Origin of the sequence: Streptomyces sp. cg35 (assembly GCF_050410835.1) — a bacterium.
Lineage (GTDB): Bacteria > Actinomycetota > Actinomycetes > Streptomycetales > Streptomycetaceae > Streptomyces.
Genome location: NZ_CP191268.1, coordinates 7,280,640 through 7,306,899, shown reverse-complemented (window position 1 = coordinate 7,306,899; position 26,260 = coordinate 7,280,640). Strand labels below are relative to the sequence as shown.

Annotated in this window: 28 protein-coding genes and 5 tRNA genes; 11 read left to right on the top strand and 22 right to left on the bottom strand. The window is 71.9% G+C overall.

The annotated features are described in order from the left end of the window. Positions 1 to 187: 187 nt before the first annotated feature. Positions 188 to 757, top strand: coding sequence for a CGNR zinc finger domain-containing protein (locus ACQUQD_RS33465; RefSeq protein ID WP_428955916.1), 570 nt, complete (start codon positions 188 to 190; stop codon positions 755 to 757). 6 nt (positions 758 to 763) lie between these two features. Here the strand turns inward: ACQUQD_RS33465 and ACQUQD_RS33460 are convergent, their stop codons facing one another. Together ACQUQD_RS33460 and ACQUQD_RS33455 are read right to left on the bottom strand one after the other, a co-directional pair. Next, positions 764 to 970: a hypothetical protein gene (locus ACQUQD_RS33460; RefSeq protein ID WP_428955915.1), complete on the bottom strand. Its 207-nt coding sequence runs from the start codon at positions 968 to 970 to the stop codon at positions 764 to 766. Between the two features lie 243 nt (positions 971 to 1,213). Continuing rightward, positions 1,214 to 1,657, bottom strand: coding sequence for a hypothetical protein (locus tag ACQUQD_RS33455; RefSeq protein WP_428955914.1), 444 nt, complete (start codon positions 1,655 to 1,657; stop codon positions 1,214 to 1,216). Positions 1,658 to 1,835: 178 nt separating this feature from the next. On the opposite strand from ACQUQD_RS33455, the gene ACQUQD_RS33450 reads away from it, so the two are divergent. Further along, positions 1,836 to 2,345 carry a DsbA family protein gene (locus ACQUQD_RS33450; protein ID WP_428955913.1) on the top strand — a complete coding sequence of 170 codons (510 nt, stop codon included), beginning with the start codon at positions 1,836 to 1,838 and terminating at the stop codon, positions 2,343 to 2,345. 3 nt (positions 2,346 to 2,348) lie between these two features. Here ACQUQD_RS33450 and ACQUQD_RS33445 read toward each other — a convergent pair whose 3' ends face one another. From ACQUQD_RS33445 to ACQUQD_RS33435, 3 genes are read right to left on the bottom strand one after another with little or no spacing between them, the layout of a single operon-like run. Continuing rightward, positions 2,349 to 3,173, bottom strand: coding sequence for a GNAT family N-acetyltransferase (locus ACQUQD_RS33445; RefSeq protein ID WP_428955912.1), 825 nt, complete (start codon positions 3,171 to 3,173; stop codon positions 2,349 to 2,351). Between the two features lie 43 nt (positions 3,174 to 3,216). Beyond that, positions 3,217 to 4,038, bottom strand: coding sequence for an aminotransferase class IV (locus tag ACQUQD_RS33440; protein WP_428955911.1), 822 nt, complete (start codon positions 4,036 to 4,038; stop codon positions 3,217 to 3,219). A 25-nt stretch (positions 4,039 to 4,063) separates the two neighbouring features. After that, positions 4,064 to 5,110, bottom strand: a complete 1,047-nt coding sequence (locus tag ACQUQD_RS33435) for a chorismate-binding protein (RefSeq protein WP_428955910.1) — start codon at positions 5,108 to 5,110, stop codon at positions 4,064 to 4,066. A 167-nt stretch (positions 5,111 to 5,277) separates the two neighbouring features. On the opposite strand from ACQUQD_RS33435, the gene ACQUQD_RS33430 reads away from it, so the two are divergent. The 5 genes from ACQUQD_RS33430 (at position 5,278) to ACQUQD_RS33410 (ending at position 5,780) form a co-directional block, all read left to right on the top strand. Next, positions 5,278 to 5,350: transfer RNA gene (locus ACQUQD_RS33430), tRNA-Gly, on the top strand. Positions 5,351 to 5,385: 35 nt separating this feature from the next. Next, positions 5,386 to 5,459: transfer RNA gene (locus ACQUQD_RS33425), tRNA-Cys, on the top strand. 1 nt (position 5,460) lies between these two features. Then, positions 5,461 to 5,532, top strand: a tRNA-Val gene (locus ACQUQD_RS33420). Between the two features lie 38 nt (positions 5,533 to 5,570). Beyond that, positions 5,571 to 5,642: transfer RNA gene (locus ACQUQD_RS33415), tRNA-Val, on the top strand. Positions 5,643 to 5,705: 63 nt separating this feature from the next. Then, a tRNA-Val gene (locus tag ACQUQD_RS33410) sits at positions 5,706 to 5,780 on the top strand. 49 nt (positions 5,781 to 5,829) lie between these two features. Here ACQUQD_RS33410 and ACQUQD_RS33405 read toward each other — a convergent pair. From ACQUQD_RS33405 to ACQUQD_RS33390, 4 genes are all read right to left on the bottom strand, one after another. After that, positions 5,830 to 6,114: a zf-TFIIB domain-containing protein gene (locus ACQUQD_RS33405; protein WP_372351958.1), complete on the bottom strand. Its 285-nt coding sequence runs from the start codon at positions 6,112 to 6,114 to the stop codon at positions 5,830 to 5,832. 69 nt (positions 6,115 to 6,183) lie between these two features. Then, positions 6,184 to 7,134 (bottom strand): phosphotransferase, encoded by a 951-nt coding sequence (locus ACQUQD_RS33400; RefSeq protein WP_428955909.1) that lies wholly within the window; start codon positions 7,132 to 7,134, stop codon positions 6,184 to 6,186. Positions 7,135 to 7,309: 175 nt separating this feature from the next. Further along, complete coding sequence (locus ACQUQD_RS33395; protein ID WP_428955908.1) at positions 7,310 to 7,519, bottom strand: hypothetical protein; 210 nt, start codon at positions 7,517 to 7,519, stop codon at positions 7,310 to 7,312. 235 nt (positions 7,520 to 7,754) lie between these two features. Then, positions 7,755 to 8,033: a hypothetical protein gene (locus ACQUQD_RS33390; RefSeq protein ID WP_428955907.1), complete on the bottom strand. Its 279-nt coding sequence runs from the start codon at positions 8,031 to 8,033 to the stop codon at positions 7,755 to 7,757. Between the two features lie 200 nt (positions 8,034 to 8,233). On the opposite strand from ACQUQD_RS33390, the gene ACQUQD_RS33385 reads away from it, so the two are divergent. Then, the gene (locus ACQUQD_RS33385) at positions 8,234 to 9,508 is read left to right on the top strand and encodes a serine/threonine-protein kinase (RefSeq protein WP_428955906.1); all 1,275 of its coding nucleotides are present in this window, start codon (positions 8,234 to 8,236) and stop codon (positions 9,506 to 9,508) included. 1 nt (position 9,509) lies between these two features. Here ACQUQD_RS33385 and ACQUQD_RS33380 read toward each other — a convergent pair whose 3' ends face one another. From ACQUQD_RS33380 to ACQUQD_RS33335, 10 genes are all read right to left on the bottom strand, one after another. Continuing rightward, a complete protein-coding gene (locus ACQUQD_RS33380; protein ID WP_428955905.1) occupies positions 9,510 to 10,328 on the bottom strand; it encodes a TrmH family RNA methyltransferase in 819 nt (272 codons plus the stop codon). A 54-nt stretch (positions 10,329 to 10,382) separates the two neighbouring features. Beyond that, positions 10,383 to 11,618: a uroporphyrinogen-III C-methyltransferase gene (gene cobA / locus ACQUQD_RS33375; protein ID WP_428955904.1), complete on the bottom strand. Its 1,236-nt coding sequence runs from the start codon at positions 11,616 to 11,618 to the stop codon at positions 10,383 to 10,385. Positions 11,619 to 11,735: 117 nt separating this feature from the next. Beyond that, positions 11,736 to 14,855, bottom strand: coding sequence for a nicotinate-nucleotide--dimethylbenzimidazole phosphoribosyltransferase (gene cobT, locus ACQUQD_RS33370; RefSeq protein ID WP_428955903.1), 3,120 nt, complete (start codon positions 14,853 to 14,855; stop codon positions 11,736 to 11,738). Positions 14,856 to 15,219: 364 nt separating this feature from the next. Beyond that, complete coding sequence (gene cbiE, locus ACQUQD_RS33365) at positions 15,220 to 16,437, bottom strand: precorrin-6y C5,15-methyltransferase (decarboxylating) subunit CbiE (protein ID WP_428955902.1); 1,218 nt, start codon at positions 16,435 to 16,437, stop codon at positions 15,220 to 15,222. A gap of 137 nt (positions 16,438 to 16,574) precedes the next feature. Beyond that, positions 16,575 to 17,213 (bottom strand): GNAT family N-acetyltransferase, encoded by a 639-nt coding sequence (locus ACQUQD_RS33360; RefSeq protein ID WP_428955901.1) that lies wholly within the window; start codon positions 17,211 to 17,213, stop codon positions 16,575 to 16,577. Positions 17,214 to 17,354: 141 nt separating this feature from the next. Continuing rightward, a complete protein-coding gene (locus ACQUQD_RS33355) occupies positions 17,355 to 18,188 on the bottom strand; it encodes a MetQ/NlpA family ABC transporter substrate-binding protein (RefSeq protein WP_428955900.1) in 834 nt (277 codons plus the stop codon). Positions 18,189 to 18,216: 28 nt separating this feature from the next. Continuing rightward, positions 18,217 to 19,047 (bottom strand): MetQ/NlpA family ABC transporter substrate-binding protein, encoded by an 831-nt coding sequence (locus ACQUQD_RS33350; RefSeq protein ID WP_428955899.1) that lies wholly within the window; start codon positions 19,045 to 19,047, stop codon positions 18,217 to 18,219. A 66-nt stretch (positions 19,048 to 19,113) separates the two neighbouring features. Then, on the bottom strand, positions 19,114 to 19,866 hold the full coding sequence (locus ACQUQD_RS33345; protein WP_428955898.1) for a methionine ABC transporter permease: 753 nt from the start codon (positions 19,864 to 19,866) through the stop codon (positions 19,114 to 19,116). Beyond that, positions 19,863 to 20,906 (bottom strand): methionine ABC transporter ATP-binding protein, encoded by a 1,044-nt coding sequence (locus ACQUQD_RS33340; RefSeq protein WP_428955897.1) that lies wholly within the window; start codon positions 20,904 to 20,906, stop codon positions 19,863 to 19,865. Before ACQUQD_RS33340 ends, ACQUQD_RS33345 begins: the two co-directional genes overlap by 4 nt. Positions 20,907 to 21,345: 439 nt before the next feature. After that, the gene (locus tag ACQUQD_RS33335) at positions 21,346 to 21,996 is read right to left on the bottom strand and encodes an HAD family hydrolase (protein WP_428955896.1); all 651 of its coding nucleotides are present in this window, start codon (positions 21,994 to 21,996) and stop codon (positions 21,346 to 21,348) included. A 71-nt stretch (positions 21,997 to 22,067) separates the two neighbouring features. Here ACQUQD_RS33335 and ACQUQD_RS33330 point away from each other — a divergent pair, with 71 nt between their 5' ends. Next, positions 22,068 to 22,427: a hypothetical protein gene (locus ACQUQD_RS33330; RefSeq protein WP_428955895.1), complete on the top strand. Its 360-nt coding sequence runs from the start codon at positions 22,068 to 22,070 to the stop codon at positions 22,425 to 22,427. Between the two features lie 115 nt (positions 22,428 to 22,542). Further along, positions 22,543 to 22,929, top strand: a complete 387-nt coding sequence (locus ACQUQD_RS33325; RefSeq protein WP_428957718.1) for a hypothetical protein — start codon at positions 22,543 to 22,545, stop codon at positions 22,927 to 22,929. Here ACQUQD_RS33325 and ACQUQD_RS33320 read toward each other — a convergent pair. From ACQUQD_RS33320 to ACQUQD_RS33310, 3 genes are all read right to left on the bottom strand, one after another. After that, a complete protein-coding gene (locus ACQUQD_RS33320) occupies positions 22,919 to 23,422 on the bottom strand; it encodes a GNAT family N-acetyltransferase (protein WP_428955894.1) in 504 nt (167 codons plus the stop codon). The two genes, ACQUQD_RS33325 and ACQUQD_RS33320, sit on opposite strands and share 11 nt — an antisense overlap. Before the next feature lie 39 nt (positions 23,423 to 23,461). Beyond that, positions 23,462 to 23,986, bottom strand: a complete 525-nt coding sequence (locus ACQUQD_RS33315; protein ID WP_428955893.1) for a sigma-70 family RNA polymerase sigma factor — start codon at positions 23,984 to 23,986, stop codon at positions 23,462 to 23,464. Positions 23,987 to 24,060: 74 nt separating this feature from the next. Continuing rightward, positions 24,061 to 25,263, bottom strand: a complete 1,203-nt coding sequence (locus ACQUQD_RS33310) for a glycerophosphodiester phosphodiesterase (protein WP_428955892.1) — start codon at positions 25,261 to 25,263, stop codon at positions 24,061 to 24,063. 260 nt (positions 25,264 to 25,523) lie between these two features. Here ACQUQD_RS33310 and ACQUQD_RS33305 point away from each other — a divergent pair, with 260 nt between their 5' ends. After that, positions 25,524 to 26,213, top strand: coding sequence for a lysophospholipid acyltransferase family protein (locus tag ACQUQD_RS33305; RefSeq protein ID WP_428955891.1), 690 nt, complete (start codon positions 25,524 to 25,526; stop codon positions 26,211 to 26,213). The last annotated feature ends 47 nt before the right edge of the window (positions 26,214 to 26,260 follow it).

Genomic DNA, 26,260 nt, shown 5'->3' with positions numbered 1-26,260 from the left:
CTCGGGGAGACGGCGCGGTTCAGCAAGTTCAGGACAACCGCATACGGCAGACACCGGCGCTGCCGCCGTGGGGCCTACCACGGCGGTGGCGCCGTTGCGTGCCCGCGGCTCCCCCGCACCGGAAGGGCGCTAGGCTCGGCCAGCATCGGCGGGCGCAGGCCCGACCCCCCAGGCCAGGGAGCGAATCGTGCTGATCACCCACGACACCCGGTGCGCGCTGGACGCCGTGGTCGATCTGGTGAACACCGCACCGGACGGCGACGACGACTCCGCGACGGCCGACCGCCTCGCGACCGTGGCGGCGTTGGCGGATTTCGTACGAAAGCACGAGATCAGCGATGTGGGCGTGCTCGCGGAGCGTGACCTCGAGGCGGTCCTCGCGATCCGGGCCCAGTTCGCCCAGGTGTTCGCGGTGCCGGATCCGCACAGCGCGGCCACGGTGATCAACGATCTGGTCGCGGCGGCGGGCACCACCCCTCGGCTGACCGACCACGACGGCTACGACTGGCACGTGCACTACTTCGCGCCCGGCGCGTCCGTCGCCGACCACCTGGCCGCCGACTGCGGGATGGCCCTGGCGTTCTTCGTCGTCGCCGGGGAGCAGGAACGGCTGCGGCGCTGCGAGGCGCCCGACTGCCGGCACGCGTTCGTGGACCTGTCGCGCAACCGCTCACGCCGCTACTGCGACAGCCGCACGTGCGGGAACCGGCTGCATGTGGCCGCCTACCGGGCCCGCCGCAAGGAAGCGGCGGGCTGAGCGTCCTCACAGCAGCAGCAGGTCGTGCAGCGCGGCCATCATGAGCAGACAGCCGATCACCGCCAGGAAGATCATCAGCGGCGGCTGGGAGAGCGCGAAGAGGCAGCCTCGTGGTGCGTCGGGTGGTGCGGGCGTGGGCGGCTCGGGCTCGCTGTGCGGCGGCTGCCCCGGGTCGGCGTCCAGCTGGTCGCCCAGCTGCGGTGTGTCCAGCATCTCGCGGAGATGATGTCGCAGGTTGCGGGTGCCGATTGCCCAACACGCGCGTTCTACGCGGGAGTTCGCCGGATTACGTGACCCTCCATCCGGGCACCTGCGCGATAACTGCGGTTTCCGTCGTACGTACGTCCAGACGTACGAGGCCATGCGGGGACGGGGGTTGGGGTCCTGGCTGCGGCATCGCGTCCGGGCCGGGCCGCTCGTCGCCCGTCAACCTCGTTGGCGTGAAGGGCTCTTGGCTCAGATGCCGTGCTTCTTGAGGATGGCCTCGATGTCGCTGAAGTCGTCGGCCGCGCCGGCCTTCGGGGCCGGCCGGGCGGCGGGCGTGGCGCCGGCGCTCGGGCCCAGCGAGGGGGCCGAGGCGGCCGGGGCGACGGCCCCGCTCCGGGCGGCCTTCGCCGCCGCCTTGCGTTCCTTGCGGGTGCCGCCGCTGCGCCGCTCGACGGCACGGGTCCCCATGAAGGTCAGCCAGGCCACGCCGAGCACACCGAAGCCGGCCCACGCGGTCGGGCTGAACGCGGTGTCCACGACCCAGCCGACCGCGCCGGTCATCACCAGGCCCAGCGGGACCAGGGCGTACGCGGCGGTGCGGGCGGCCGCGAGGAACCGCTTGCGGTAGGCGGTGACCGCGGCGATGCCCAGGCCCGCCACGGACACGGCGGAGCAGACGGTCTCGGCAATCATCCGGTCCTCCAGGGCTCGGGCGTTCTGGTCGCGGGCGGGACATTCCGTCCCCTTCCATCCTGCACCGCAGGGGCGGCCCCGGGCCACGGCCCCGACGGACCTCAGGGAGATCTCGGGGTCAGGTCTCCTCCCCAGGTCCAGGTTGGGGAGGGTCGGCCCGGCCTGGGAGACTGGCCCCATGAACGCCCCGAACCCGATTCTTGACGTGTGGTGCGAGCTGCAGTGCCCCGACTGCCGCTCGGCCCTGGACGACGTGCGCGCGCTGCGCGAGCGCTACGGCGACCGCCTGGAGCTGCGCCTGCGGCACTTCCCGCTGGAGAAGCACAAGCACTCCTTCGCCGGTGCGCAGGCCGCCGAGGAGGCGTTCGAGCAGGGCAAGGGGTGGCCGTTCGTGGAGGCCGTGCTCGGCCGCGTCGAGGAGTTCGACCGCGAGGGCGAGCCGTTCCTCGTCGAGGTGGCGCGTGAACTGGGCCTGGACGCCGAGGAGTTCGACACCGCGCTGGTCGACGGGCGGCACATCCTGATCGTCGACGCCGACCAGGCCGAGGGCAAGGCGATCGGCGTGACGGGCACGCCGACGTACGTCATCGGGGGCGAGCGCCTCGACGGCGGCAAGAGCCAGGACGGCCTGCGTGCCCGTATCGAGGAGATCGCCGACCGGCTGCTCGCCGAACAGCCGCAGCGGTAGCGGTCAGAGCAGCTGCTTGTACAGGTGGTGCCGGGTCGGCTCGTACCCGAGCGACTCGTACAGGCGTAGCGCGGGGGTGTTGCCCGCGAACACGTTGAGGCCGATCCGGGTGGCGCCCGCGGCGATCGAGTCGGCCTCGGCCAGCAGCATCAGGGTGCGTCCGTGGCCCCGGCCGCGGTGGTCGGGCGCGATCTCCACGTCGTAGACGTACGCACCGTCGGGGCGCTGGGCCAGCCACAGGGTGCCGACCGTCTCTCCCCCGTGCTCCAGGACGCTGACCAGCACGTCCGGGGTCGCGATGCCTTCGGGCAGCAGAACCGCGTGATCGCGGTCGGCCTTCGCGCGGGCCTCCTCGGGCGTCGCCCCGCGCTCGATCACGGTGCGCGCGTAGCGTTCCTTGGCCAGCTCAAGCCACGGGCCGTACTCGGCTTCCGTCATGCGCCGCCCGGTGCTGCCCGCGGGCAGTTCGGGCGGCCGCCGCGGCAGCGTCTTCGCCATGTTCCGGTTGCGCTCGACATAGCCGAGGGCGCTCGCGAGCCGGAGCAGGCCGGGCTCGTCCGCGGGGACCGAGGCCTCGACACGGCGGCAGTTCCAGGAGCGGGCCACTTCCTCGGCGGCGAGCGCGGCGACCGTGCCGCGGCCGCGGCCCCGGTCCGGCTCGTCGATCCGCAGATCCAGGACCTGGGCGACGGCCGGGCCGAAGACCGGGTGCGTGGCGAGGTGGAGCGTGCCGACGGGACGGCTGTTCACGCACACCGCGTAGTGGCGCGAGCGCGACCCGTCGGCCGTGCGCTGGAGCGGCTCGGTCGGCCGCAGAGTCGTGGTCATCAGGGGTGTTCTACCCGCCCGTACCCGGGGGACGACAGGCGTTTTACGGGTCGAGGTGGTCTGCGGCCCGCTCGTCCCAGACCTGCATCGCCTTGGCCGTGACCGGGCCGGGGGCGCCCGTCAGGTCGCGGTCGTCGATCCGGTGCACGGCCTGGATGTCGCGCAGCGTCGAGGTCAGGAACACCTCGTCGGCCTCGGCGAGCACCGACAGCGGCAGATCGGTCTCCTTGGCGCCGGTCCACTCGACGGCGAGGGCGCGGGTGATGCCCGCGAGGCAGCCGGAGGCGACCGGCGGGGTGTGGATCTCGCCGTCGAGGACGACGAAGACGTTCGAGCCCGTGCCCTCGCAGAGGCGGCCCAGCGTGTTCGCGAACAGGGCCTCGGAGGCGCCGCGTTCATGGGCACGGGCCAGCGCGACGACGTTCTCCGCGTACGAGGTGGTCTTCAGGCCGGCGAGAGCACCGCGCTCGTTCCGCGTCCACGGGACGGTGATCACGGCGGTGCTGTCGGGCCGCCGGTTGACGCCGCCGAGGGCGACGACGAGCGTGGTGCCCGCGTCACCGCGGTCGGAGCCGAGCGGGGAGATGCCTCCGGTGTAGGTGATGCGCAGGCGGCCCAGCGCCATCGGGTTGGCCTCGACGACGGCGGCGCAGGCGCGGCGCACCTCGTCGAGGTCCGGCTCGGGCAGGCCGAGGCCGCGCGCCGAGCGGACCAGCCGGTCGAGGTGGCGGGTGAGGGCGAAGGGCCTGCCGTCGACCGTCTTCACGGTCTCGAAGATGCCGTCGCCCACGGTGAGCCCGTGGTCGAAGACGGAGACGCGCGCCTCCTCGGTGTCCTGCAGCCGGCCGTCGAGCCAGATCTTCACGTGAGGTCCCTCTGCCTTCCCCGGGCTACGAACCGCTCGTTTGCCCGTCGTACCCTTCCGACGCTACCGCGAGCAGCCGCGACGCCTTCAGTTCGGTCTCCCGCCACTCCCCCTCCGGGTCGGAGCCCCAGGTGATCCCGGCGCCGGTGCCGAATCGCAGGACGTCCCCGGTGTCGCCGCGGTCGATCCAGAACGTACGGATCCCGACGGCCAGTTCCGCGGCGCGCCGGTCCGCGTCGACCCAGCCGATGCCGCCGCAGTACGGGCCGCGCGGCGCCGTCTCCAGGGCGTCGATGATGCGCAGGGCGCTGGACTTGGGCGCCCCGGTCACGGAACCGGGCGGGAACGTGGCGTCGAGGAGTTCGGCCCAGCCGGCCCCCTCGCGCAGCTCGCCGTGCACCAGCGACACCAGGTGGACGAGCCCGGGGTGCTTCTCGACGACGCACAGGTCCGGGACGGTCACGGTGCCGGTGGCGCAGACGCGGCCCAGGTCGTTGCGGACCAGGTCCACGATCATGACGTTCTCGGCGTGGTCCTTCTCCAGGAGGTCCGCCTCGGTGCGGCCGGTGCCCTTGATGGGCCCGGACTCGACGATCCCGCCCTGCCGGCGCAGGAACAGCTCGGGCGACGCCGTCGCGATCTCCACTCCGTGGCCGGGGAGCCGGATGGTGCCCGCGTAGGGCGCCGGGTTCCCGCGTGCGAGGAGGGAGGTGAGGGCGTCCACGTCCGCGTCGGCGGGTAGCGGCGCGGACAGGACGCGGCAGAGGTTGGCCTGGTAGACCTCGCCGGTCGCGATGTGCGCGCGGATCCGTCGCACCCCTTCCGTGTACGCGGCGTGGTCGAGCGACGACGACCAGTGCGCCGGTGCGGGCCCGCGCCAGGCTCCGGGGCGCGGGGCGGGCACCGGTTCCTTGCGTACGTCGGCGAAGCGGGCGCAGACCAGACGCCCCTCGAAGTCGGCGGCCACCGCCCAGAAGCCGGTGGAGTCCAGGGCCGCGGGGTCGCTGGTCACATCGCGCAGGCCGGTCGCGACGAGTTCACCGAAGCGGGCGAGCGGGGGGAGGTCGATCACGCCATCGAGTCTAGGACGGGTGACGGGACGGTGACCTGGAGTGGAGGCGGGGATGCCGGTTCGGTGGCCGCACCTCAGCACGCTGCGCAAACGCGTTTTTGTGCTGGCCCAGGAATCCGCTAGAGTTCAACACGTCGCCGGGACGCGGAAGCGAAACGGAAACACACGCGAACGTAGCTCAGTTGGTAGAGCGCAACCTTGCCAAGGTTGAGGTCGCCGGTTCGAACCCGGTCGTTCGCTCGAAGTGGGGGATCTTCCCGAACCCCTACGCTCCTGGTGGAGTGGCCGAGAGGCGAGGCAACGGCCTGCAAAGCCGTCTACACGGGTTCAAATCCCGTCTCCACCTCCATGCGCGATTAGCTCAGCGGGAGAGCGCTTCCCTGACACGGAAGAGGTCACTGGTTCAATCCCAGTATCGCGCACTGGATCTTCGGACTCCGGTTCGTCTTCGATCCGTCCCGCGCGATTAGCTCAGCGGGAGAGCGCTTCCCTGACACGGAAGAGGTCACTGGTTCAATCCCAGTATCGCGCACGCAGCATCACGCAGTACTCGGCAGTACCCCTCGCGGAGCCTGATAGAGTCTGGCCCGTTCCCGCGCGATTAGCTCAGCGGGAGAGCGCTTCCCTGACACGGAAGAGGTCACTGGTTCAATCCCAGTATCGCGCACCAGCAAGAAGCCCCCGGTCCTCGGACCGGGGGCTTCTTCGTGTCCGGGTGCTCAGGAGGAGAAGAGCATCCGGCCGAAGCCCTTGTTGTGGTGGCCGTGGTGGCCGTGGTGCCCGCCGTGGTGCGGCGCTCCCCACGCCGGGGCCGGAGCGGCCGGATAGGCCTGCGGGGCGGGCGGGGCCGGTGGAACCTGCTGCTGCCACTGCGACTCGAGGCGGGTCAGCGACTCCAGCTCGCCGTAGTCGAGGAATATCCCGCGGCAACCGCTGCACTGCTCGATCTGGACGCCATTGCGGTTGTACGTGTGCATCGGTGCGTGACACTTGGGGCACTGCATGGTGGGGTCAACTCCTCGCCGTTCGGCACTGCTTCGCCGGAAGACTTCCCGGCTTCCGTCCCTCGCACCCTACTTGGCGCGTTCCTGCCCCAACTGTGTCGGTACCAGCACCATTCGGTCACAGGCGTCGACCACTGCCTCCTCCACCTCGTCGAGCGGGCGGCCGGCCTCGGTGGCCTTCGTGACGGCGAGGGCGGCCGTCTGCACAGTGAGGGCGCGGGCCGGGACGTCCAGGGTCGGCCAGGGGTCCGGGGCGTTGAGTCCCGGGGCGCCGCCGGCCTGCCGGTACGCGGTGAGGAAGCGGGTCCATGCGTCGGCGGGCAGCAGGCCGCAGGCGTACCAGGCCGCCGGGCGGGCCAGGTCCCAGGCCGGGTCGCCGATGCCGAGGTCGTCGACGTCGATGAGCAGCCAGGGCCCCGAGCCGGCCGGGTGGCGGACCAACTGGCCCAGGTGGAGATCGCCGTGGCACAGGGCGCGGGCGTGGTCGTAGGGCGCTTCGGCTCGGGCCCAGGGCGGGAGTGTGTCCCAGGCCCGCTCGATGGGCCGGGCGGCGGGGTGGCCGGGTGCCGTGGCGCGCAGCCGGGCCAGGGCGCGGGCCGCTTTGACCGGTCCCCGCATCGGCGGGAGCGCGGCGGGGAGCAGGTGGGCGGGGGTGGTGTGGAGGCGGGCCAGGAGGGCGGCGGCGGCTTCCCAGGGGGCGCGCTCCGGATGGTCGGGGTCGACGGGGGTGCCGTGGGGCCAGAACGTGACGAGACGGCCGTGCAGGGGCGCCGCAGAGTCCCGCAGGGGCGGCAGAAGGATGCCGGTGAGGGCGGGGTGGGCGGCCACGGTGAGGCGCAGGCGCAGTGCTGCCGGGTCCGTGTCGGGGGCGTGGGCCTTGGCGACCGTGTCGCCGTGCCGGACGACGGTGCCGTCGGGACGGTCGGTCAGTGTCGCGGCGCCGCAGGCACAGGAGGCCAGGTCCTGGTGGAGGGTGCCGCGGGCCGTGGCCTGGAGCGCGGGCGCGAGGGGCGTGGTCACGGCCCCGAGCCTACGGGCCGGTCCGGCCGCGCCCGGGCCGTGCGGGAAAAGCAATGCCGCGTGCAGCTCCCCAGCTGCACGCGGCATTTGTGCCGTCCGCCGCACCCCCGTCCCCACGGGGTTTCATGGCCGGATGTCCCCGCCCGGACCGCTCTTCCGGGCCTGGGAGCGCCGCTCAGCGCCCCAGCATCACGCCCACGGACGACGCCTGTGTGACCACCGCGTCCCAGCCGCCGAAGACGACGACGAGAAGGGCCGCGAGAGGGAGAACCATGGCCGTGGCCACCAGCGGGTGGCGGCGGCCGGTCGCGGGGCTGCCCGAAGACACGGCCCTGCGGGTCCACGTGTTGCGGAACGCTGCCGTCCGCGGTGTCGTGTCCGCCATGGTCCTCTCCCGGTCGAATCCTGGGTCCTGCCGGACAGGTCCGGAAGGATCTTGAGTTGTCTGCAGCGGCGGGTGCCTGACCTCGGGGGACGAGTGCTGCACCCGCCGCTTGACCTCAAATCTATGGGCGGCGGCCGCTTGGGACGTCATGCCCTCGTACCGATTGCCGGGCCTCCCGGAGGATGACCGCCCCCACCTCATGTACTCCCCTGGGTGGAGACGAGGCCCCGAAGGCCTACTCGGTCTCGGGGTCATCCCCGAGGGGACGGCCCGTGCGGGCCGCCTTCTCCGCCGCTTCCTCCCGTGGGACCGGCTGCTCGACCAGCGCGAGGACCCGCGTCGCCATGAAGCGCGCGGTGCGCACCACGGAACCGGAGCGGGTGACTTCGCTCACTTCCACGACCCCCCTGCGCACCGCGGTCTCCACTCTGCGGCCTGCGCGGCTCGCCACCACCTCGTACGTCCGCGTCGTGTCCCCGGCGTCCACGACTATCTCGACCCGATCACCCTTCATGGACCCAATCCCCCTTCTGCGACGGTTCGTTGGGAGTCGGGGCAGCCTCAAGCCGCCCTGTTCCCGCGCTCCCTGACCACCTTTCAAGTTTCCCACCCGGCACTGACAATCGAATCCGGCGTGAGGGCGCGGCCTGAGCACACAGTCGGCCGCGTAAACGTAAGCTGTGGCTCGTCAGACGAGACCGGGCAGCAGCGGGGATGAACATGGCGATGATGCGCCTGAGGCGCGAGGACCCGCGCGTCGTCGGCTCGTTCAGGCTTCACAGACGGCTCGGAGCGGGCGGGATGGGCGTCGTCTATCTCGGCTCCGACCGGCGTGGGCAGCGGGTCGCCCTCAAGGTGATCAGGCCCGATCTGGCGGAGGATCAGGAGTTCCGGTCGCGTTTCGCGCGCGAGGTCTCCGCCGCGCGCCGGATCCGTGGCGGGTGCACCGCGCGGCTGGTCGCCGCCGACCTGGAGGCGGACCGGCCGTGGTTCGCGACGCAGTACGTGCCCGGTCCCTCCCTGCACGACAAGGTCGCCGAGGAGGGGCCGCTGGCGGCGTCCGACGTGGCCGCCGTCGGGGCCGCGCTGTCCGAGGGGCTCGTCGCCGTGCACGAGGCCGGGGTCGTCCACCGGGACCTCAAGCCGTCGAACATCCTGCTGTCCCCGAAGGGGCCGCGGATCATCGACTTCGGGATCGCGTGGGCCACCGGCGCCTCGACGCTGACCCATGTGGGGACCGCGGTGGGCTCCCCCGGGTTCCTCGCCCCCGAGCAGGTGCGCGGCGCGGCCGTCACGCCGGCCACGGATGTGTTCGCCCTCGGGGCCACCCTCGCGTACACGGCGATGGGTGACTCGCCCTTCGGGCACGGCAGTTCCGAGGTCATGCTCTACCGCGTGGTGCACGAGGAGGCACAGCTGCACGGGGTGCCGGACGCGCTGGCGCCGCTGCTGCGCGCGTGTCTCGCCAAGGACCCCGAGGAGCGGCCCAGCACGCTGCAACTGTCGCTGCGGCTCAAGGAGATCGCCGCCCGCGAGGCCCAGGGCCTGGGCGAGGCGCGGCCGCCTGCGCCGCGTTCCTCCGACACGGACCGGCCCACGGGACGGCTCTCGGACAGTTACGTGGAGCAGCGCACCCAGCGGCGTACGCAGTCGGGCACGCCCGCGTCGCGGACGGGCAACGGCCGGACGGGGGGCGGTTCCGGGCCGCGCTCCACCCCGTCCCGGTCCGGGAACAGGCCCGCTCCGCGCAGTGGTGCGGGGCGCCCGGCTTCGCGGACGAACGGGACGGGCGCGGGCAAGAAACTGCGGCCGGCCAATCCGCGGCTGCTGCGGCAGCGGCTGTTCGTGTTCGTGGTGGTGACGCTGCTCGTGGCGCTGGCCATCGCAGCGGCGCAAGGCTGCCAGGGGCCTTCGCGCGGGCTCGGTGACAGTGGCGTACCGCGGACGACGGCGGTCGCCGACCGCTCGCTGCCGCCCGCGGCGGACTGATTCAGAGTTCGGGTCGGCCCGTGGCCACCGCGTAGAACGCGACGGCGGCCGCCGCGCCCACGTTGAGCGAGTCGACGCCGTGGGCCATGGGGATGCGGACCCATTCGTCGGCCGCCATGAGCGCCTTGGTCGACAGGCCCTCGCCCTCCGCGCCGAGCATGAGCGCGACGCGGTCCATGCGGTGCGGGGCCACCTCGTCCAGGGACTTGGCCTTCTCGGCCGGGGTGAGCGCGAGCAGGTTGAAGCCCGCCTCCCGGACGGTCTGCAGCGACTTGGGCCAGGCCTCCAGGCGTGCGTACGGCACGGAGAAGACCGCGCCCATGGAGACCTTCACCGAGCGGCGGTAGAGCGGGTCCGCGCAGTCGGGTGAGAGCAGGACCGCGTCCATGCCGAGGGCGGCGGCCGAGCGGAAGATCGCGCCGATGTTGGTGTGGTCGTTGACCGACTCCATGATCACGACGCGGCGGGCGGTGGCGAGGAGGTCGTCGGACGTCGGCAGCGGCTTGCGCTGCATGGAGGCGAGGGCGCCGCGGTGCACGTGGTAGCCCGTGACCTGTTCGGCGAGGTCGGGGGCGACGGCGTAGACCGGGGCGGGCACCTCGTCGATGACGTCGCGCATGACGTCGACCCACTTCGCGGACAGCAGCATCGAGCGCATCTCGTAGCCCGCCTGCTTGGCGCGCCGGATCACCTTCTCGCCCTCGGCGATGAACAGGCCCTCGGCCGGCTCCCGCTTGCGGCGCAGTTCGACGTCGGTCAGGCCCGTGTAGTCGCGCAGGCGCGGGTCCTCGGGGTCTTCGATGGTGATGAGATCGGCCACAGGGTGATACTGCCTTGTCCTGGGAGTGGTGCCAACGGCTCGGGGCGAGTTCGGTTACCGCTGGTTACGTTCGGGGCCCTCGCGCACCACGTCGCCGACGACGATGACCGCCGGGGGCTTCACGCCCTGCGCGATCACCGTTTCGCCGACCGTGGCGAGCGTCGCGTCGACCCGGCGCTGGGCGGCGGTGGTGCCTTCCTGGACCAGCGCGACCGGGGTGTCGGGGGCCTTGCCGTGGGCGACCAGCGCCTCGGCGATCTTCCCGATCTTGTCGACGCCCATGAGGATGACGAGGGTGCCGGTCAGCTTGGCGAGCGAGGCCCAGTCGACCAGGGAGCGCTCGTCGTCCGGTGCCACATGGCCGCTGACCACGGTGAACTCGTGGGCGACACCGCGGTGGGTGACCGGGATGCCGGCCGCGCCGGGGACCGAGATCGAGCTGGAGATGCCGGGGACGACGGTGACCGGGATGCCTTCGGCGGCCAGCGCCTGGGCCTCCTCCATGCCCCGGCCGAAGACGAACGGGTCGCCGCCCTTGAGCCGGACGACGGCCTTGCCCTGCTTGGCGTGCTCTATCAGCGCGTTGTTGATCGCTTCCTGGGCCATGAAGCGCCCGTACGGGATCTTCGCGGCGTCGATGACCTCGACGTGCGGCGGAAGCTCGTCGAGGAGGTCGCGCGGGCCGAGGCGGTCGGCGATGACGACGTCGGCCTCGGCGAGGAGGCGGCGGCCACGCACGGTGATCAGGTCCGGGTCGCCGGGGCCGCCGCCGACCAGGGCGACGCCCGGGGTGCGGGTCCGCTCGGCGGTGACGGTGCCGTCGCGCAGGGCCTCCACGAGGGCGTCGCGGACGGCGGCGGTGCGGCGCGGGTCGCGGTCGGCGGCCTCGGTGGACAGCACCGCGACGGTGACGCCCTCGGTGCGGCCGGTGGCCGGGGTCCAGGCGGTGGCCGCCTCGGCGTCGTCGGAGCGGACGCACCAGACGCGGGCCTCTTCCGCCTCGGCGGAGGCCTGCTCGTTCGCGGTGCGGTCGCCGGTGGCGACGAGCACGTACCAGGCGCCTTCGAGGTCGCCCCGCTCGTAGCGGCGCCTGACCCAGGTCAGTTCGCCCGCGTCCGCCATGGCCTCCACGGAGGGGGTCGCCGAGGGGGAGATCAGGGTGAGGTCCGCGCCGGCCGCGATGAGAGCCGGGAGACGGCGCTGGGCGACCTGGCCGCCGCCGATGACGACGGTCTTGCGGCCGGTGAGGCGGAGTCCTACCGGGTAGGCGGGGTGCTGTGCGGCGGGCATGGGGCGCTGCTCCTCGGGCGGGCGGTGAGGGGGCTACGGCTCTGGAGCACCCCGGCTATGTGCAGGTCAGACTACGTGGGGGCGCCTCGGCTCGGCGCCCCCACGTCCACATACCGGCTACTTCTCGGTGACGCCCGCGGAGTCGAACGTGGCGACCTCGTGCATCGCGCGGGCCGCGCTCTGCACGATCGGCAGGGCCAGCAGGGCGCCGGTGCCCTCGCCGAGCCGCAGGTCGAGGTCGACCAGCGGGCGCAGGCCCAGCTTGTTGAGCGCGGCGACGTGGCCGGGCTCGGCGCTGCGGTGGCCCGCGATGCAGGCGGCCAGCACCTCGGGGGCGATGGCGCGGGCGACCAGGGCGGCCGCGCCGGCGCTGACGCCGTCCAGGATCACCGGCGTACGCAGCGAGGCACCTCCGAGCAGCAGGCCGACCATCGCGGCGTGCTCCAGGCCGCCGACCGCCGCGAGGACGCCGATCGGGTCCGCCGGGTCGGGCCGGTGCACGTCGAGGGCGCGGCGCACGACCTCGATCTTGCGGGCGTGGGTCTCGTCGTTGATGCCGGTGCCGCGGCCGGTGACCTCGGCCGGCTCGACCTCGGTGTAGACGGAGATCAGGGCGGCCGACGCGGTGGTGTTGGCGATGCCCATCTCGCCGGTCAGCAGCGCCTTGTTGCCGGCGGCGACCAGGTCGCGGGCGGTCTCGATGCCGACCTCGATGGCGGCCTTGACCTCTTCGCGGGTCAGGGCGGGACCGGCCGTCATGTCGGCGGTGCCGGCGCGGACCTTGCGGGGCAGCAGGCCGGGCGTGGCCGGGAGTTCGGAGGCGACGCCCACGTCGATGACGCAGACCTCGGCGCCGACCTGGTTCGCGAACGCGTTGCAGACCGCGCCGCCGCCCAGGAAGTTGGCGACCATCTGGCCGGTGACCTCCTGCGGCCAGGGGGTGACGCCCTGGGCGTGGACGCCGTGGTCGCCCGCGAAGATCGCGACGGCCGCGGGCTCCGGGATCGGCGGCGGGCACATCCGGGAGAGGCCGGACAGCTGCGCGGAGATGATCTCCAGCATGCCGAGCGCGCCCGCGGGCTTCGTCATGCGCTTCTGCCGCTCCCACGCCTCGCCGAGCGCCTTGGCGTCCAGCGGGCGGATGTTGGAGACGGTCTCGGCGAGCAGGTCGTGCGGGTCCTCGCCGGGCAGCGCGCGGCGGCCGTACGTCTCCTCGTGCACGACCCAGGACAGGGGGCGGCGCTTGGACCAGCCCGCCTGCATCAGCTCGGGCTCCTCCGGGAACTCGTCGACGTACCCGACGCACAGGTACGCGACGACCTCGAGGTGCTCGGGCAGGCCCAGGGTGCGGACCATCTCGCGCTCGTCGAAGAAGCTGACCCAGCCGACGCCGAGGCCCTCGGCGCGGGCGGCGAGCCACAGGTTCTCGACCGCGAGCGCGGAGGAGTAGGGGGCCATCTGCGGCTGGGTGTGGCGGCCCAGGGTGTGGCGGCCGCCGCGGGTCGGGTCGGCGGTGACCACGATGTTCACCGGGGTGTCGAGGATGGCCTCGATCTTCAGTTCCTTGAACTGCTTCGCCCGGCCCTTGGGCAGCGACTTGGCGTACGCATCCTTCTGCCGCATGGCCAGCTCGTGCATCGTGCGCCGGGTCTCGGCGGAACGGATGACGACGAAGTCCCAGGGCTGGGAGTGGCCGACGGACGGCGCCGTGTGGGCGGCCTCCAGGACGCGGAGCAGGACCTCGTGCGGGATGGGGTCGCCGCGGAAGCCGTTGCGGATGTCGCGGCGCTCGCGCATGACACGCAGGACGGCCTCGCGCTCGGCGTCGTCGTAGCCGGGGGCGGCCGCGGCGCTCGGCTCGGCGTCGTCGAATCCGGGCTCGGGCAGCTGCTCCGGCTCGGCCTCGGGGTGCGCGTCGGCGGCCGGCGTCTGCTGGGGCTCCGTCTCCGTCGCGGGCTCCGGGGCGACCTCGATCAGCTCGGGCTCGTCGAAGAACTCGGGCTCGGGGGTCACGGCGGGGTCGCCGTCGCGGGGCGCGGGCACGACGGCCTCGGCGGGCTGCTCGGCGACCGGCTCGACGGTGGGGGTCTCGGCGGCCGGGACCTCGGCGGGCTGGACCTCGGGCTGCTGTGTCTCCTGCACCGGGGGCTCGACGGGAGCGGGCTCCTCGGCCGGGAGCGGCAGGGGCTCGGCGACCGGTTCGACGGGCTGCTCGACCGGCTGCTCGGCGATCGGCTCCGCGACGGGCTCGGCCACGGGCTCCGCGACCGGCGGCTGCTCGGCGGCAGGCGCGACCTGCTCCTGGGAGGCCTCGGGCAGCTCCGCGGGCTCGGGGACCTCGGCGGTCTCCGGCGTCGGCTCGGGCAGCGGCGGGACGACCATGGCCTGCGGCGGCGTCGGTGCCAGGTGCGGCGTCGTGGGCACCGTGCCCTCGACGGGCACGAACTGGCCGAGGGGCTGCTCGGGCGGGGTCTGCTGCGGGAAGTCGTACTGCTGGGGCTCGTGCGCGGCGGCGTACTGGCCCGACTGGCCCAACTGGTCTGTCTGGCCCGCGTAGGCGGCGACCGGCGTGGGCTCGGCGACGGGCACGAACTCCTGCGCGCCGGCGGGCGTGTGCGGGTGCTGCGGGACGGGCTCGGCGTAGAACGCCCCCACCGGCTCCGGGACGACCGTTTCTGCGGGTGCCGACGGCATCGCCTGCTCGGGCTGCGGCTGCGCGGCCTCGGCGGGCTGCCACGGGGCGGCGCCCTGCGGCGGGATGTCGAGGTACTCGGGACCGGTGGTGGGCGGGCCCGCCTGGCGCACCGGCATCGGGTGGGGCGGGGTCGCCTGCGCGGGGCCGCGGTCGGCCAGCGAGCGCACGGGGCTGCCGCCGGTCTCCGGCGTGGGCGGGCCCATGTGCAGCGGGCGCCGGCCCGGGCCCTGGCTGACCGGGGCGGGGGCGGGCGCGTGCATCGGGCCCAGGTCGTGGTGACCGCTGTCGCGGCCGGCCATCTCGTGCGGGCCCGGCTCGTGCGCGACGGGCGCCTGCGGGTGCTGCTGCGGCGCGGGCATCGCGGCCTGCGGCTCGCCCCAGGCCCCCTGGGAGCCCGGCATCAGGAGCATCTCGTCGTCCTCGACGGTGGCGTCGGCGGGATCGAGGTAGGTGTACGCACCCGGGGCGGGAACGCCCGGCTGTCCCACCGCGCCTGCGTTCTCCGGCAGCCCTTCGCCCGGAACCTGACCGGTGTCGGTCATGCCTACCCCTCGCCCATCGATGAGAACTTCCTGGCCGCTCCCGGCCGACCGCCGGAGATGCGAGCCCCTGCTGAGCCGCTGACCGGAGCGACGCGTCGTCCGCCCGTCATGAAGAACGAGCACGCGCGCCGCGCGGCACGAACCGCCCCGGACAACAGGCATTGTCCTGGCCGGATCGCGACCGTGACACCTGGATCGGGCACGGCCTTCTGTGGACTGCGCCACGTTGCGCGTCCCCCGGTCGTTGCCGTACCACACAAGCTCCAAAAGTGGTGCGTTTCCCGGACATTGGCCGATGAACCGTCGGATGTCCAGGTGCGGTACAACGATCGGCCAGCCTACCGCGCGCGTTGGGCCGTCAGGGTCACGGGTGGCGGTCCGGGAGCCGCCCGGACAGCAGGAACCCCACGGTCCGCTCCTTCTCCGTCCAGGCGCGAGTGTCCAGTTCGACGGATTGCAGGAGGGCGCACTCGACGTCGTACCCGTGCTCCGTCAGGTTCCGGCCGATGAGTTCGGCGGCGTCGCGTGTCGCGGCGTGCGTGACGATGCGTGCGGGCCGCCGGTCGGCGACGGCCGAGACGACCGCCGCTCCCCCGCCGCCGACGCGTACGACGTCGGGCTCGGGCAGGTCCTCGAGGACGTGCGGGGCGGTGCCGTGCACGATCTGGGCCTGCACGCCGAAGCGGCGGGCCGTCGCGAGCGTGCGGGCGCAGGCGTCGGCGTCCCGGTCGACGGCGATGACGGCGGCGCCGAACCGGCCGGTCTCGGCCGTGAACGCGCCGCTGCCGCAGCCGATGTCCCAGACGAGGTCGCCGACCCTCGGGCCCAGGCGGGCGAGTTGGGCCGCGCGCAGTTGTTCGGTCTCGGCCTCGCCGAAGGGGCCCGCGTACTCGGCGGCGGGCAGCGCCCAGCCCCGGGGCACGGTGTCGGGGTCGCCGCCGGCCAGCCAGCCGCCGGTCTCCGGGGCGCCGACGGTGACCGGGCCGCCGATGACGATGACGACGTTCGGGTCGCGCCACGTGTGGTCGGCGGCCTTGTCGGAGGTGACGACGGTGACCTGTTCGCGGTCGGTGCCGAGTTCCTCGCAGATGACGAAGGTGCGGTGGACGCCTTCGAGGAGGAGGCCGAGTTCGGCGGGGCCCGCGCCGGGCGAGGTGAGGACGGCGACCTTGGTGTGGGCGCGGCACACGTTCACCGCGCGGCGCAGGGTGCGGCGGTGGGCGACGACGACCTGGGCGTCGTCCCAGGGCATGCCGGCGCGGGCGAAGGCCTGGGCGACGGAGGAGACGGCGGGCACGACCTCGACCTCGAGGCCGTACTGCGGGGCGCGCAGGGTGCGGACGACGCCGAAGAAGCCGGGGTCGCCGTCGGCGAGGACCACCGCGGTCCCGCGGTGTCCGGTGATGCGGCGGGCGGCGAGTTCCACGCTGCCCAGCCGGATCCGCTCGGCGCGTGCGGGTACCTCGGGCAGTGCCAGGTGGTGGGCGGCTCCGGCCACGAGGGTGGCCGCGCCGAGGGCGGAGCGGGCCGCCGCGGTCGGCGGAGAGCCGTCCCAGCCGATCACCGTGACCCGGTCGGCCATCGTCGTCAGTCTCCAGGGTGTGCTCGGGTGCGTACACGGATGCGGTGCGTACACGGATCGGGGGAAGCCGCCGGGCGGGAAGGGGCCGGGCTGGGCACCGAGAGCGTACCTGGTGGGTCTGGCGACTGCCTGTGGGGTCAGTTCCAGTCCGAGAAGGCCGTGAAACCTCCGGCCTCGGCGAGCTGCTCGGTGACGCCCTCGATGTCCTCGGGCAGCAGGCTCCAGACGATGAAGTCGGTGCGGACCTCGGCCCAGCTGCCGTCCTCGGTGCGGGTACGCGCTATGCACGCGTTGCGCAGGACGCCCTCGCTGATGCAGCCGATCTTCTGGGCGACCTGCTGGGAGGCCGTGTTGTCGGCGGCGGTGCGCAGTTCGATGCGCTCCATGCGCTGGTCGCGGAAGAGCCACTGGGCCATGGCGAGCGCGGCCTCGGAGGCGTAGCCCTCGCCGCGGGCCCAGGGGGCCACGATGTACGACAACTCGGTGGCGCGCACGTGCCAGTTGGTCTTCGTGAGCTGGATGATGCCGACCAGGCGCTGGGTGAGGAACTCGGTGACGGCGAGGTCCAGGCCGGTGCCCGCGGCACGCTCCTTGGGCGCGTAGTCGGTGATCCAGGACCGCGCGCCGTCCTCGGTGAAGGGCTGCGGCACGGACGTCCAGGCGGCGACCATCTCGTCGTTCATCATCTCGGTCAGGGCGGGGACGTCGTCCTCGTCGAGCGCACGCAGCACCAAGCGCTCCGTGCTGATGGAGATCTCGGGGAAGGTGTTCGTCATGCGCCGCTCCGTAACCTTCGTGGCCGCCTTCAACCTTCTTGTCGGCCGGGTGAAGTGCCCAGCATGCAGCATGAAGGCACGTAACTGCACATGGGGGCCGCCCCTGTCAGCCAGGAGCGGCCCCCATGGGCGGTGCGGCGTTCAGGCCCCGGTGACCGGGAGTACCGCGCCCTGGTACTTGTCCTCGATGAACTTCTTCACCTCGGGCGAAGTCAGCAGCTCGGCCAGCTTCTTGACGCGCGGGTCGTCCTCGTCGCCCTTCTTGACGGCGAGGACGTTGTTGTACGGATTGTTCTTCGCGGTCTCCAGAAGGATGGCGTCCTTCTTGGGGCTCAGGCCCGCGTCGAGTGCGAAGTTGTTGTTGACGGCGGCCACGTCGACGTCGTCCAACGAGCGCGGCAGCTGGGCCGCTTCGAGCTCCTTGAAGGTGAGGTGTTTCGGGTTCTTCGCGACATCCTTGGGAGTCGCGTTCACACCGGCGCCCTTCTTGAGCTCGATCACGCCCTGGGAGGCGAGGAGTTCGAGCGCCCTCGCCTCGTTGGTCGCGTCGTTGGGCAGCGCGACGGTCGCCCCGTCCTTCAGCTTCGTGACGTCGCCGGTCTTCTTGGAGTAGAAGCCGAGCGGCGGCAGATAGACCTCGGTGACGGCGGCCAGTGTCGTGCCCTTGGACGTGTTGAAGTCGTCCAGGTAGGGCTTGTGCTGGAACAGGTTGGCGTCGAGCTCGCCCTGCTGGAGCGCGGTGTTCGGCAGGACGTAGTCCGTGAACTCCTTGATCTGCAGGTCGAGTCCGGCCTTCTTCGCCAGGTTCTTCTGGACGTACGTGAGGACTTCGCCGGCCGGAGTCGGGGTGGCGCCGACGACGAGCGTGCCGCTCTTGTCGTCGGAGCCGGACCCCGTGCCGCCGGATCCGCAGGCCGTCAGGCCGAGCGCGAGGGCTGCGGCGATGACGGCGGCGGGCAGGGTGACGGTGCGCATCGGATGCTCAGAACTGTGAGGTCGCCGCTCAGAACGAGGGGAGGACGGAGCCCTTGTACTTGTCCTCGATGAACTTCTTCACCTCGGGCGACGTCAGGAGCTTGGCGAGCTTCTTGACGCGCGGGTCGTCCTCGTTGCCCTCCTTGACGGCGAGCACGTTGTTGTACGCGTTGTTCTTCGTGGACTCCAGGGCGAGGGCGTCCTTGGCGGGCTTGAGGCCGGCACCGATGGCGTAGTTGCCGTTGATCACCGCGGCGTCGACGTCCTTGAGGGAGCGCGGGGTCTGGGCCGCCTCGACCTCCTTGAACTCGAGGCCCTTCGGGTTCTTGGCGATGTCCTGCGGGGTCGCGGTGGCCTCGGAGCCGCTCTTGAGCGTGATGATCTTGTTGGCGGCGAGGAAGCGCAGGGCGCGGCTCTCGTTGTCGGCGTCGTTCGGAAGGGCGATGGTGCCGCCCTTCTTGAGGTCGTCGAGCTTCTCGGCCTTCTCGGAGTAGAGGCCGAGCGGCTCCAGGTGGACGGTGGCGACCGACTTGAGGTGCGTGCCCTGCTTCTTGTTGAAGTCCTCGAGGTACGGCGTGGTCTGGAAGTAGTTGGCGTCCACGGACCCGTCCTCGGTCGCCGTGTTCGGCGTGACGTAGTCGGTGAACTCCTTGACCTCGAGGTTGAGGCCGGCCTTCTTCGCCAGGTTGTCCTTGATGTAGTCGAGGATCTCGGCGTGCGGGACGGGGGTCGCCGCGACGACCAGCTTGTCGTTGGCGTCGGCCTTGGTGTCGGCCTTGTCGGAGCCGCAGGCGGACAGGCCCAGGGTGAGGGCGCCAGTGACGAGGACAGCTGCGGTGATCTTGGTGGTGTTACGCACGAAAAGTGCCTTTCTCCATGGGTGGTGCAACCCGCCGGGTGAGGCGGGGAGACAGGATTCTGCGGGTCAGCGGGTCTTGGCGGGGGCGGGCTCCGCGCCGGCCGGACCGCCGGGCAGGAAGCCGCCGAGCACGCGGAAGCGGAGCGGCTCGCCGCCCTTGCCGGCGCGGCGGTGCAGGACGCGGGCACCGCTGTCGCCCGCGAACTGGATGACGGCGATGACGACGGCGAGGATCGCCACGATGATCCACATCATCTGGGTCTCGAAGCGCTGGTAGCCGTAGCGGATCGCGAGGTCGCCGAGGCCGCCCGCGCCGACCGTGCCGGCCATCGCGGAGTAGCCGATGATGGCGACGATCGTCGTCGTGGTGGCCGAGATGAGCGACGGCAGCGACTCGGGGACGAGGACCTTGCGGACGACGGTCCAGGTGTTGCCGCCCATCGACTGCACGGCCTCGACGAGCCCGCCGTCGACCTCGCGCACGGACGTCTCGACGAGGCGCGCGAAGAACGGAATGGCCCCGACGGCGAGCGGCACGATGGCGGCCTCGCGGCCGATGGTGGTGCCGACGATCCAGCGCGTGAAGGTCATCAGCGCGACCATCAGGATGATGAAGGGCATCGAGCGGACGATGTTCACGATCTGCCCGATGACCTTGTTCGCCACGACGTTCTGCAGCAGTCCGCCGCGGTCCGTGAGGACGAGCAGGATGCCGAGCGGAAGGCCCGCGACGACGGCGATCAGCGTGGACCAGCCGACCATGTAGAGGGTGTCCCCACATGCCTGGGACAGCAGCGGCTGCATCTCCGACCAGGTCACTTGGTGACACCTTCCTTCTGCAGATCGGCGTGTGCCGTGTTCGTGACCAGCTCGGCCTGAAGGCCCTGCTCGCGCAGGAAGCCGATCGGGACGACGTTCTCCTCGTAGCGGCCGGGCAGTTCGATGCGCATGCGGCCGACCTGCTTGCCCGCGACGGTGTCCATCGCGGCGCCGAGGATCGAGATGTCGATGTTGTACGTGCGCGACAGCTGCGAGATGACCGGCTGGGTCGTCGACTCGCCGTGGAAGGTGACGTCGAGGACGGTGCGGTCCGCGCCGGAGGCGTCGCCGCTGACCGGGAACAGCGCGGCGGCGAGCTCCGAGCCGGGTGTCGCGAGCAGTTCGCTGACGGTGCCGGACTCGACGATCTGCCCGCGCTCCATGAGAGCGGCGGAGTCGCAGACGGTCTTGACGACGTCCATCTCGTGCGTGATGAGCAGGACGGTCAGGCCGAGCTGCCGGTTGAGGTCGCGAAGGAGCTGGAGGATCGAGCGGGTGGTCTCCGGGTCGAGGGCGCTGGTCGCCTCGTCGGAGAGCAGCACCTTCGGGTCGCCGGCCAGCGCGCGGGCGATGCCGACGCGCTGCTTCTGGCCGCCGGAGAGCTGGGCCGGGTAGGACGTGGCCTTGTCGGCGAGGCCGACGAGGTCGAGCAGCTCCAGCGCCTTGGCGGAACGTTCCTTCCCCGACTTGCCGAGGATCTCCAGCGGCAGCTCGATGTTGTCCTGGACGGTGCGCGAGGACAGCAGGTTGAAGTGCTGGAAGACCATGCCGATGCGGCTGCGCGCCTCGCGCAGCTCCTTGCCGGCGCGCGGTCCGCGCCCGGCGAGAGCGGTGAGGTCCTGGCCGGCGACCGTCACGGTGCCGGAGGTGGGGCGTTCGAGGAGGTTCACGCAGCGGATCAGCGAGGACTTGCCGGCGCCGGACTGACCGATGACGCCGTACACCTCACCTTCGCGCACGTGGAGATCGACGCCGTCGAGGGCGGTGACCTCGCGGCCGCGCGAGCGGTAGACCTTTGTGAGGCCCTGGGTGGTGATCACGTGGGTTTCCGTCACTGTCGAGTGCACGGCACGGGTGGCGCCGGGCACGGGGCAATCATTTCGGGAACTTGCGGAGTTTCCGGGCGCGGCAGGCTCTCGCTCCGAACGCGGCACGGCACTGGCATCGGTGCGGCTGGCATCAGTACGGAGAATCTGTGCGCGGGGCACGGCCCGGTCACGTAGGTGAACTGCTTCTCCCTGCGGAGTCACTCCCTACGGACAGGGCGCGCGGGTCTCGCTTCGGGGCGCGAGATCGGTGCGGGGGCCCTCAGAAGGCGCACATTCGACACATACAACGAGCACCGGGCGTCATCGTCGCCTCGGTCGCAAGGGTGCGGCTGCTCGTCGTGGTCATGCGGGCAAGTAAAGCAGAGATGAGGACGCGGCCCGCCCCCGCTGTCCGAATAGCGGACAGCGGCGGACAGGTGCGGCGGCCGGGTCAGGCCCCGGCGGTGATCTCGATCCCGGCCTCCGTGGCCAGTGCTGACACGGCCGACAGGTCCTTCACCACGACGTCCGCGGAGAGCTCGTGGGCCTCGTGCGTTGTGGTCAACGCCACGGTGGTCATGCCGCCCGCGCGGCCCGCCGTGAGACCGGCCGGGGCGTCCTCGAAGACGACGCAGCGTGCCGGGTCCATGCCGAGCTTCTCGGCGGCGAGCAGGAACGGCTCGGGGTCCGGCTTGCCGCGCGTGATGTCGTCGGCGGCGATGAGCAGCGGCGGGTTGATCCCGACGGCGGCGAGGCGGGCCTCGGCCAGGCGGCGGGTCGCGGAGGTGACGACGGCCCAGCGGCCGTCGGGCAGGGAGTCCAGCAGTTCCTTGGTGCCGGGCAGGACGTGGGTGCCGCCGTTGGGCACGTCCTCGACCTCGAGCTCCTCGATGCGGGCCACGGCCTCGGCGATCTTCTCGGCGGGCAGCAGGTCGGCGGCGATCTCGGCGGCGGGGCGGCCGTGCAGCTCCACGGCGGCGAAGTCCTCTGCGGTGATCCCGTACTCCTGCGCCCAGCGGGTCCAGCAGCGGTACACCGACTCCATGGACGAGAGCAGGGTTCCGTCGTTGTCGAACAGCAGGGCGTCAGCGGTGATCTTCATGTTTCCCAAGGCTACGGGCCACCCCGGGGGCGAGCGCATCGGGTCTTTTGGCCCGTAATAGGCTCACGGCCATGCTTGATGCCCTGACCCTGGTGACGGGTCTCGCCGCGCTCGCGCTCGCCGCGTGGTGCGGTTTCGCCGCCTACCGCGACCAGCCGACCAAGGACTGGCACTTCATCGGCATGGCCGTGGTCTCGGCGCTCGCGCTGGTGCAGCTGGTCATCGGGATCGTGCAGCTGGCGCGGGGCGAGAAGCCGGTGCAGGGCACGACGATCTTCGTCGCGTATCTGATCGGGGCGTTCGCGTGCGTGCCGGCGGCGGGGTTCATGTCGCTGGCGGAGCGTACGCGCTGGGGTTCGGTCACGGTCGCCGCCGGCGGCGTGGTGCTCGCCGTGCTCGAAGTGCGGCTCTACGACATCTGGGGAGGCTGAGGTGACCGCCACCTCCGAGAACACCGAGAACACCGAGAACACCGAGAACACCGGGAACACCGGGAACACCGGGAACACTGCCGATGCTGAGGGCGCCAAGAAGACGTCGCGGGCGCTGACGAGCGGTCCGGGCACGCTGCTCGTGTGGCTGTACGGCGTGATGGTCGTCGGCGCGGTGTCCCGCTCGGTCTTCCAGATCGCGACGGACTTCGGCAGGGCGCCGCTCGCGTACACGCTCTCCGCCGTCGCGGGTGTCGTCTACGGCTTCATCACGTACTCGCTCGTGCGGGGCGGCGAGACGGCCCGCAAGGCGGCGCTGGTGTGCTGCGCCGCCGAGCTCGTGGGCGTCCTGGGGGTCGGGACCTGGACTCTGGTGGAGCCCTCCGCGTTCGCGGACTCCACCGTCTGGTCCGACTACGGCATGGAGTACCTGTTCATCCCGGTGCTGCTGCCCGTCTCCGCACTGTTCTGGCTGCGCCGGGCCCGGAACGCTACGCGCTAGCCGTCAGCGCCCCGGCTTCGATGTCCTTGGCCAGCGTCACCACGGTCAGCCGCTCGTCGACCTGCTTCGTCGCCACGGCCGCGTAGCCGTGCTTGCGGTACAGGCGCAGGTTGTGTTCGCTGCGGTGGCCCGTGAACAGCTCGAAGCGCTTGGCCGTGCCCGCCGTGCCGAGCGCGGACTCGACGGCGGCGAGCAGGCGGCCGCCCAGGCCGTGGCGCTGCATGCGGGGGTGCACGATGAGCTTGTTGATGCGGGCGGTGCCGTCCGCGCCGAGCGTGCCGCGCACCGACGCCACCACTTCGTCACCGAGGCGGGCCACCAGGACGGTGCCGCCCGTCAGTTCGGCCCTGACCGAGTCGAGGGACTGCGTGAGCGGCTCGATCGAGTAGTCGCCGTAGAGCTGCGCCTCGCTCTGATAGCAGAGGTACTGCAGCTTGAGGATCTGCTCGGTGTCCGCTTCGGTCGCCGCAGAGATGGTCACGCTCATGCCCATGTGTGCATGCCTCCCGCTCACCTGTCCGCCGGTTGTCCCTCACCCTTTTCCCCTACGGGCCCCGGGCGCAACCTCGGACGCGAGGATTCTGCGCAGGCATCCCAGACATCTGGAACGTTCCGGCCCAAGGCTGCCCTGTGACATACCCAACTCGCCTGCGATCTCCCGGTACGTGAGGTCTTTCGGGGACAGCAGTGCGCCGATGAGGCGGGGGCAGCGTCCGGGGAGCCTGCGCACGGCGGCGTGCAGGGCACGGGCGCGCTCCCTGGTCAGCGTGTGGTGCTCGGGGTCCGATTCGGCCGTCTCGGCGGCGGGTTCGGTGGCGTACGGCAGTTCGCGCAGGGCCGCACGGCGCTGACGGCCCGCCTCCGCGCGGACCGTCGCCGTCAGCCAGGCCGCGGGGTCGGCGGGCGGGCCCTGGGTGTCGAGGTGTTCCAGCAGGCGGACCCAGACGGCCTGTTCGAGGTCGCGGGGCTCGGCGGTGCCGGGGAGCTCGGCCCGGACCTCGGCCGCGAGCAGGGGGCGCAGGGTCTCGATCACCGGGTCGTACGTCGTTGTCGTCATGCCCGGCGGGACGCGGCCGTCCCGGCACGAGGTTGCCGGGGCGGCCGCGTCTCACTCCAACCGGGGCCCGCGGGTCAGCCGTTGACGAAGTCCTCGCGGGCGAGCAGGGCGGTGTCGCAGTTGTCGGAGAAGATGCCGTCGATGCCCGTGGCGAAGTACGCCTTGAAGGCGCCGAACGCGTCACCGTAGGCGTTCGGGTCCGTGCCCTTCTTGAAGTCGGCGGGCAGGAAGGTGTTCTCGTTGCGCATCGTGTACGGGTGGAGGATCAGCCCGGCCGCGTGCGCGTCCTTCACGAGGGTGGTCGGCTCCAGGAGCTTGCCCGCCGCGTCCTTGGGGATGACGAGGTCCAGGGTCGGGCCGATGCCCTGCGCGTACGTCGCGATCTCCTGGAGCCCCTTGGGCGTGATCAGGTCGGCGACGGTGCGCGGGTCGCCGATGTCGACGAAGTCCGCCGGGCGGGAGCCGGCCGTGGAGAGCAGGACGACCAGCGGGTTGTCGACCAGCTTGTTCAGGCGCTGGATGCTCGTCGGCTCGAAGGACTGCAGGAAGGCCGGCGAGTTCTTGCGGTGCAGGCCGTACGCGCGCAGCAGTGTGGCGAGGCGCTCCTCCAGGCCGAGGCCGAGCTTGCGGAAGTAGGTGGGGTGCTTGGTCTCGACGTGGATCCACACCTCCTTGCCGCGCTTCCTGCTCTGCTCCGCGCGCCACTTGAGCACCTCTTCGAAGGTGGGGATCTCCCAGCGCCCGTCGTAGAGGGTGTTGCGCTGCCGGGTCGCCGGGATGCGCTCCTTGGCCCGCAGCGTCTTCAGCTCGGCGAGCGTGAAGTCCTCGGTGAACCAGCCGGTCGTGGAGACCCCGTCGATGATTTTCGTGGTCTTGCGGGAGGCGAACTCGGGGTGGGCCGAGACGTCCGTGGTGCCCCCGATTTCCGGTTCGTGACGGCATACGAGCCGGCCGTCCTTGGTCGGGACGATGTCGCCTGCCTCGATGACATGGGCGCCCATGTCGAGCGCCAACTGGTACGAGCCCAGGGTGTGCTCGGGGCGGTAGCCGCTGGTGCCGCGATGGGCGACGACCGTCGGCACGGGCAGGCTGCGATAACCCTGGCCGGAGTGATTCCCGCCACTGCCGCGGTCGGCGGCCACGGCGGCCGACGGCGCGCCGAGGGCGGCCGCGCCCGCGCCGAGCACCGCGGCGCCCAGCAGCGAGCGCCGGCCCACCGCCCCCTCGGCCCGCGTCTCCTGTGCCTGCTGTGCGTCCTGCGACTTCTCGTTCCCCATGAAGCACTCCTCCCGCCAAGTCCCGCCTTGCACCTGTCAAAGCGGGACCGATCGTAGGTGTGCGGGAGTGACGAGTGGGAGACCCCGGACGGAACGTCAGGGTGATGCGGGATGACTCCTGGGTGTCGTCGCCGCATCAACGGGGCGCTCACTCAGGTCAACTCTGCGTATCGGGTCGGTGAACCCGATGTGCAACGGGTACCCGGCCGCGAGTATCGTCCTCACCTGCACAGACCCCTACGCACATTCCTGTCCGTTCCTTGACACCGGAGGGCCCGTTGTCCCGCTTCGCGCTCATCAAGGCAGTGCTCGGTCCGATCATGCGCCTGATGTTCCGCACGCGTGTGGAAGGCGCCGAGAACATCCCGGGCACCGGCCCCGTCATCCTGGCGGGCAACCATCTGACGTTCATCGACTCCATGATCCTGCCGCTCGTCTGCGACCGGCAGGTGTGCTTCATCGGCAAGGACGAGTACGTCACCGGCAAGACCCTCAAGGGCCGCCTCATGGCGTGGTTCTTCACCGGCGTCGGCATGATCCCGGTCGACCGGGACGGTGCCAACGGCGGCGTGGCCGCGCTGATGACCGGCCGCCGCATCCTGGAGGAGGGCAACATCTTCGGGATCTACCCGGAGGGCACGCGCTCCCCCGACGGCCGGCTGTACCGCGGCCGCACCGGCATCGCCCGCCTGACGCTCATGACGGGCGCGCCCGTCGTCCCGTTCGCGATGATCGGCACGGACAAGCTGCAGCCGGGCGGGGCGGGCATCCCGCGCCCCGGGCGGGTGACCGTGCGGTTCGGTGAGCCGATGGAGTTCTCCCGCTACGACGGCATGGGCCGCGACCGCTATGTGCTGCGGGCCGTGACCGACTCCGTGATGGCGGAGGTCATGCGGCTGTCGGGCCAGGAGTATGTGGACATGTACGCCACGAAGGCGAAGGCCGCTTAGGCGAAGGCCGCCTGAACGACGCGACGTGGGCCCCGGTCGCCGGAGAT